Origin of the sequence: Streptomyces sp. NPDC020362 (assembly GCF_040642095.1) — a bacterium.
Lineage (GTDB): Bacteria > Actinomycetota > Actinomycetes > Streptomycetales > Streptomycetaceae > Streptomyces.
Genome location: NZ_JBFAET010000306.1, coordinates 1 through 7,050, shown reverse-complemented (window position 1 = coordinate 7,050; position 7,050 = coordinate 1). Strand labels below are relative to the sequence as shown.

The 7,050-nt window shown below is 73.1% G+C and carries 7 protein-coding genes; 1 reads left to right on the top strand and 6 read right to left on the bottom strand.

The features are described 5' to 3' along the window. The 3 genes from AB0H32_RS45350 to AB0H32_RS45340 all read right to left on the bottom strand — a co-directional run. The coding region (locus tag AB0H32_RS45350; protein WP_361134613.1) for a hypothetical protein at window positions 1-320 on the bottom strand (320 nt) is incomplete at its 3' end. Between the two features lie 5 nt (window positions 321-325). Beyond that, window positions 326-565: a hypothetical protein gene (locus tag AB0H32_RS45345; protein WP_361134610.1), complete on the bottom strand. Its 240-nt coding sequence runs from the start codon at window positions 563-565 to the stop codon at window positions 326-328. Between the two features lie 378 nt (window positions 566-943). Further along, entirely contained in the window at window positions 944-1,618 is a 675-nt protein-coding gene (locus tag AB0H32_RS45340; RefSeq protein ID WP_361134608.1) for a hypothetical protein, read from the bottom strand. Between the two features lie 267 nt (window positions 1,619-1,885). On the opposite strand from AB0H32_RS45340, the gene AB0H32_RS45335 reads away from it, so the two are divergent. Continuing rightward, on the top strand, window positions 1,886-4,786 hold the full coding sequence (locus AB0H32_RS45335; protein WP_361134605.1) for an AAA family ATPase: 2,901 nt from the start codon (window positions 1,886-1,888) through the stop codon (window positions 4,784-4,786). 235 nt (window positions 4,787-5,021) lie between these two features. On the opposite strand, the gene AB0H32_RS45330 is transcribed toward AB0H32_RS45335, so the two are convergent. From AB0H32_RS45330 to AB0H32_RS45320, 3 genes are all read right to left on the bottom strand, one after another. Then, window positions 5,022-5,867: a hypothetical protein gene (locus AB0H32_RS45330; protein WP_361134602.1), complete on the bottom strand. Its 846-nt coding sequence runs from the start codon at window positions 5,865-5,867 to the stop codon at window positions 5,022-5,024. 207 nt (window positions 5,868-6,074) lie between these two features. After that, window positions 6,075-6,488: a RidA family protein gene (locus tag AB0H32_RS45325; RefSeq protein ID WP_361134599.1), complete on the bottom strand. Its 414-nt coding sequence runs from the start codon at window positions 6,486-6,488 to the stop codon at window positions 6,075-6,077. A gap of 46 nt (window positions 6,489-6,534) precedes the next feature. After that, window positions 6,535-7,050, bottom strand: a 516-nt coding sequence (locus tag AB0H32_RS45320) for a maleylpyruvate isomerase family mycothiol-dependent enzyme (protein ID WP_361134596.1), incomplete at its 5' end; no start/stop codon positions are given.

Genomic DNA, 7,050 nt, shown 5'->3' with positions numbered 1-7,050 from the left:
GTGGCGGCGACCGTGGCGAGCCACACCGTGTACAGCGCCACGGGCCACGCCCGCCGACGCGTGAGGACCCACGCGATCCACCCGGCCGACGATCCGGCGACCAGCGCCGCCAGCAGGCTCAGGGGCAGCACACTCCCCGAGAGCGGATCCACCGGCGCGTTCGCGGTGCACGGGTCGTTCGGCGGTCCGGTCAGCAGCAGCAACAACGGGGTCGCGAGCAACGACGCAGTCCAGGCCAGGACGGCCAGCAGCCGGTACGGCACCACGCGCCAGGAGCGCAGGGCACCGGCCAGCGCCCAGCCCATCAACAGCAGCGGCACGGCGATCAGTTCCGCCCGGACCGCAGGTCTGCCGCGCGATACCGGCCGACCTCGGGGTCGTCGGCCCAGTAGAAGCCCTGGAACGCCAGACACACCGCGGTGAGGACCACGAGCGCGGCCAGCGCGTGCGCGGGGATGCGGGCCCGGGGCGAGGCCGGGAAGGACGCGGGCCAGAGGACGTCCCGGAACCGGGCGTCGGCCTCGGCCTCGGGACGGACAACTGCCCTCAGGACACGTGCGATCACCAGCCTCACCGCCCACCCCCTTGCATACGCTGCCCGGGCCCTGCGGACAGGACCGGCCGAAGAACAGGAACACTCACGACTCTGACCCGATCGCCCTTCGCGGCGCCTCCGTGAAACCCCGTGATCCGCCACGTAGTCCGGCCGCGGCCCACGTGGACGCCCGTCCCCGCTCCGGCGCCTCGGCCCCGTCGATGCCGTGATCAACCGTCTCGCCCACGGCGCCGGTGCGGAACCCGCCCTGTACGGGCCGAACCCCACCGTCCCCGACGGCGACCAGCCCGCGAACCGGAGGAGTTGCGGGGAGTCCGCTCGGTCGTGGCCGCCGCAGAAGCACGGGGAACAAGGCCGTGTCCATGGACGAGTCCGCGTTCCAGCCGGTCACAGCAGGAAGGGCAGGTTCACGATCAGTGCGACGTAGGCGATGGATCCGAGCACGGCGAGCAGGGCGAACTGGACGATGTGCACGTGCCGCCACGGCGTGCGGATCCCCGGAAAGGTCCTCTTCAGGACAGGCCACGTGAGGAATCCATGGTCCTGATGGGGCAGGTGCAGGTGGCGCCACAGGTCGCGCAGGGCAGCGGCGTCCCAGAGTCGGGGATCGATGAGGACAGGCCCGCCGGTCTTGGACGTGAGGACGATCCGGCTCTGGTGGGGGCCGTCGATCGGTGCCCTGACCGTGTGGACCCCGGTCAGGTCGGACACCGGGGCGTGCAGCACCTTGCGGTTCCAGCGGTTGCGTACCGTCAGGACGCCGTCCTCCAGAACGATGCCAGCGTTGGCCCAGCGCAGCGCGCACAGCGCACCGACCCCGAGCATGGGCACGGCCACCGCCAGCACTCCGATCACCAGACCGGTCGTCCCCGAACCCTCCGACGTGCCGCGCCCCTTGGCCATCAGCAGGCCGATGCGCAGCGCCCCGATCGCAATGAGGGGCGCACCCTTGAGCAGCGGTCCCCTGATGGTCGCGCTGTCGGGCCTGACCGAGACCCAGGGCACGTCGGTGTCCCCCGCCGGGTCGCCGAGCCGGGAGTCGTCGCCCCGTGCTGTCGTCACACGCTTCTCCTTCTTCTGCGCCGCACCGGTCCCCGCCCTGCGCCGTCCGCGCGCGAGCCGTCCGGGAGGGCGGGGGACGATGCTGCCGCACGCCCGGGCGACCGGCATCGGGGAAATCACGTAGCGGCTGTACGTGCCTGCCGCCGGGCGCAGGGGAGGCCCGCACGTGCAAGGGCCCGCGCCAGGCATGCCGCGGCACCCGGCTGTCGGTGCAGGACCTTAGAGTTACCGGTGGAGACGGGGAGCGGCGGACGGCGGGGCGTGGGCATGGGTATCGGTATGGGTATGGGGCACCTGGTGGGCAGATCGGCGGAACTCGCGCGGCTGGACGCCCTGCTCGCCGAGGTGGGCCGGCCGGGCGCCCCCGCGGTCGTCGACCTCGCCGGTGAACCCGGCATCGGAAAGAGCCGGTTGCTCGACGAGGTGTGTGCCCGGGCCCGGCGGGCCGGATTCACGATGCTGCGCGGCCGCGCCACGGAGTACGAACAGCACGTGCCCTTCCAGGCGTTCGCCGACGCGCTCGCCGACGCCGACCACCTCCTGCCGGCCGTGGATGCCGCGGTGGCCACGGACGGCGCGGTGCTGCAGACCATCCGGGACGCCTCCGAGGGGGCGTCGAACGGCGCCGCCGGCCGCTTCGGACTTCACCGCGACGTCGCCGCGCTCCTCACTCGCCTCGGTGCACGAGGTGCACGAGGGCTGGTCCTGGCCATCGACGATCTGCACTGGGCCGACCCCGCCTCCCGGGAGCTCGTGGACCATCTGATCCGCCACCCCGCGCGCGGCCCGGTCCTCCTGGTCGTGGCCCGGCGGGCCCGCCAGACTCCGACACCCCTGACGGCGGCACTGGCGCGGGGCGCCGACGGCGGAGCCGTGCTCCACCTCACCCTGGCGCCCCTGCCGGAGCAGGACTCCCTGCCGACGCTGGCCTCGGACGTGCCCCGCGACGACGCCCGGCGCCTGTACGCCGCCAGCGAGGGCAACCCCCTGTATCTGATCGCGCTTGTCCACGCCTACCGCAACGGCGCGCCGCTGCACGGCATCACCGCCCGCACCGACGGGACCGACGCGGTCGGCGTGCCCAGCGGGCTCGCCGCGCTGCTGCTCGACGAGCTGACCGCACTGAGCGAACCGCAGATGCGCATCGCCGAAGCCGTGGCGGCGCTCGGCGACCACGCCACGAGCACCATGCTGACCGCCACGACCGGGCTTCCCGTCACGGAGGTGGAGGTGCAGACCTCCGCTCTGGCACGCCGCGACGTGCTGCGTGCGGGACCGGGCGGCCCGTGGGTACTGCGCCACCCGCTGGTGCGTGCCCTGGTCTACGAGAACACCTCGCCCGGCGTGCGGGTCGCGCTCCATCACCGGGCCGCACGGGCGCTGGCCCGCGAAGGCGCCTCGCCCGCCGAGCAGGCCCATCACGTCGAACGGTCGCTGACCGGCTGGGATCCCCGGTCCGCCCGGGTGCTCTGCGAGGCCGCCGCTCAGCTGGCGTCCACCGCGCCGGCCTCCGCCGCCCACCTGCTCGGCGTCGTCCTCGACCGCATGCCGAAGACACCCGACCATGAACGGCGACGGGGCGAACTCCTTCTCGCGCGAGCGCGGGCGCTCGGCGTCAGCGGCAGTCTCCGGGAGAGCCGCAACCTGCTGCACACCCTGATCGAGTCGGCGGGCAAGGACCATCCGGAGCTGCGGACGCAGGCCGTCGCCCAGTGCGCCGTGATGGAGCGGCATCTCGGCCACTCCCCCGAGGCCACCGCCCTGCTGCGCCGGGAGCTGTCCCGTTCGCCCGGCCCGTCCCCCGCCCAGGCGGTCTCCCTGCGGCTGGCCCTGGGCATGTCCGCACTGCTGACGGCGTCCTACCCGCAGGCGCGCCCGGAGGTCGCCGAGGCCATCGCGGTGGCCCGCTCCGACGACGACGCCACGGGCGAGGCAGCCGCCGTGGCGCTCGCGGCCCTGGGCGAGGCGTACGAGGGCCGGACCGAAGCTGCCACGGGGTTCGCCGACTCCGCCCGCGCCCTCACCGACGCGCTGACCGATCCGGACCTCGCCGGGCTGTGCGAGGCGCTGGTGTGGCTGGCCTGGGCGGAAGCGCTGCTGGAGCGGTACGCCGACGCCGAACGACACCTGATCCGCGGCCTGGACATCGCCCGCCGCAGCGGACAACTCCACGTCCTGCCCCATCTGCTGACCTGCCGTGCGTTCCTGTGCCTGCACACCTGCCGGCTGCCGTCCGCACTGGAGTCGGCCGAGGAGGCCGAGTCCGTCGCCCGCGCGGCCGGCAGCAGCGAACTCCTGGCGTTCACGCTCGCCATCAAGACACTCGTCCTCCTGCTGAGCCGCCCGTTCGGGGACGCAGGCGCCCTGGCCACCGGCGAGGAAGCGGTCGCTGCAGCGGGTGGCAGCAAGGGGTGGTGGGCCGCGCTCGCCTGGTGCATGCTCGGCCACGCGGCCCATGCGAGCGGCGACCCGCATCGCGCCCAGCAGGCCATCGTGACCGCTGGTGGCGGCCGGGACCTGTCGCTGCTGCAACCCTCCATCAGGCCGGGCCAGTTGGACACCCTCGTGGGTGCCGCCCTCGCCACCGGGGACGTCGACCAGGCCGGACGCTGGGCCACGCAGGCGGTGCGCGAGGCGAACCGGCTGGCCCTCGGCGGTCAGCGCGCCGCCGCACTGCGGGCCGAGGCGGCACTGGCCGAGCACCGCGGCGACCTCGCCAAGGCCGTACGCCTCCTGGACACGGCCACCGAGGAATACACCCGCTGCGGCCAGTCCCTGTGGGAGGCGTACTGCCTGCTGCGTGCCGCGCCGCTGGTGCAGCGCACCGGTCAGCGCGCTCGTGCCGTCGCGATGTGGCAGCGCGCCCACCGGATCGCCGACGCCGGGGGCGCACGCCTGCTGGTGGACCTGGCGGAGTTGATCCGCCCTCAGGTCATGGCGGAGGTGAGCGAGATCCCGGCGGAACTGGCCGAACTGACCAGTCGGGAAAGAGAGGTGGCGGAGCTGGTGGCGCAGGGCCTGAGCAACCAGGACATAGCCGCCCGGCTCCACCTCAGCCGGCGCACCGTCGAGACCCACCTCTCCTCCATCTACCGCAAGGCGTCCCTGCCGTCCCGCTCGGCCCTGGCGAGCCTCATGACACGCCTCGGTCTGGGAGCCGGGGCCTGACCGTCCCGCTCTCGATGACGCGAAGCGCTTGGACGTCCCGTTCGGCGCGGACATGTGTTCCCTGTGGGCTTCCACCCGGCCGACCGGGCCAAGCGCCCGGGCCGGCGCGACGCAAGTCTGTCCCCCGCACCGAGCGGGGCACATCCGTGAAACCACGTGCGGCGCCTACGTAGGCGCCGCGGAGGGTGACGCCCGCCCGGCGCGGACGGCAGGCCGACGGCTTCCGCCCCTGTGGCTAGGTCGACGGATCGGGGCGGGACTCGTAGCACACGCTGTGGAAACGACCGGCTTCCTCGCGGCCGGTGGGGTCGCCGCCCAGTGACCGTACCGCTGCGATCGCGTACTGCCGTTCCCGTTCGTCGGTGAAGAGCCGCTGTGGGTAGGTACGGGAGGCGTCGGCGGTCGTGCGCAGGCCGTGCGCGGCCAGCGTCCGCTCGATCGCGTCGTACGACACGGTCCGCAGCACGAACGCGCTCACCCACACCGGTCGTCGGACGCGGTCCAGCAGCGCTGCGAAGGTTCGGGCCGTGACGTAGCTGCCGCCGCCGGTCAGCGTGATGAGGCCGACGTCCGCGAGCGCACGCGTCAGCCGGGCACCGGGCGGCCCCTGTTCCAGATCGTCGGTGTAGGCGGCGTCGAGGAGCCCGGCTGCCCGTGCGTAGTGCACGGCGGGCACCGAGACGTCCAGGCCGATCACCGGCATCGTGTCCGCTCGGCGCCGTGCGGCGTAGAACTCCTTGTCCCAGGAGGCGAGTTCCGCGGTCGACATGCTCCGAGCGGTTCGGGAGGTGTACCGCTCGTACATCTCCGCCAGCGTCACGTCGTGATTGAGCAGTGCGGCGTTGATCCCGTAGGAGCAGCACAGGTCCAGCACCACCGGTGTGCCCGGCACGCCGTCCTCGAGCGCGGCCCGCTCGGTGGCGGCCTGCCGGAGGACCGGTTGTGCGTGGTGCGGAATCTCGTAGTCCAACGGCGCCAGCCGACTGAAGTAGGCACGGGGGTCCGGCCGGTCGTAGATGTCGTCGAACCGCGCCTTGCCGCCTGCCACGCCCTCGCAACCGCCCGAGCCCGACCCGGCCATGCCGTACTCCTCCTCACAGGAGACTCTTGTCCCTCCATCATGTCGGGACCCCTCTGTGCCGGGATGCCGACACAGGGGCGCACGGGCGCACACCGACACCGGGCGACAGCGACTGCCGCGCCGACGGTGGGGCGTCTCGCTGTGCGGCCACCGTCCGGGCGGCGGGGCCACGCGGCAGCGGTGAGGGAGCCCGGAGCGGGCGCCCGCCTACCGCTCCACGACGGCGAGGGCGGCGACCGCGTCGATCTCGACGCGTACACCGTCGCGCACGAGGTGCGTGACGACCGTAGTCCGGGCCGGCAGCAGCGGGCAGTCCGCGAAGAACTCCTGGTACACGCTGTTGAACGTCGTGAAGTCGCGCCTGTCAGTGAGGTAGCAGGTGCACTTGACGATCAGGTCCTTCCGGCTGCCGGCCGCGGTGACGACCGCGACCAGGTTGTCCAGGACCTGCCGTACCTGGTCGGCGAAGCCGTCCGGTATCCGGTGGGTGACAGGGTCGAGTGGCCCCTGCCCGGAGGTGAGAACAAGGTCACCGACCCTGATGGCCTGGGACAGCGGTGGCTCCGTGCCGTCGGGAAAGCGCACGAACGGGGCGTTCTCTGTACGGATGCCTTCGATCATGCGGGCATTCTCCGGCATCCGCACTCGGTGATCCCCTCTCGGATCCTCAGAAGGCGGAGTGGGCGAACCAGTGGGCCAGCAGCTGTTCGTCCCCTTCGTGGGCAAGGTTCTCCGCCGTGTACCGGAGGCGGCCGTACACGAGCAGGAGCAGGTCGGCCGCGGTTCCCCGCACGGTCGCGTCGGCGGTGTCCGTGGCCGGGTGGGCCGTCTCGAGCCCGAAGCCGTCGGGCCGCAGGCGGACGAGCCAGGCCTCGTCCCCGTCGCTCGCGCGGAACCGGATGGTCCGGTCGGGACCGCGCAGGTCGGCCACCGTGGGGGCGAAGAAGGCGGCGAACGGCAGATTCTCGAGGAACTCGTCGATCCCGTCGACCGCGACCGAGCGGTCGATAACGGGCCGCAGGCCGAGGGCGAACTCTGCGTCGACCCGGTGCACCAGGGTCTCGAAGAGCATCCGGCGTGCCCAGAACCGGGCGTGCTGGTCGGCGCCCCACGCCCACATCGGCAGGTCCGGGTCGGTGGCCGCGAAGGCGTCCGCGGCCACGGTGGCGCGGGCGGCCCGCCA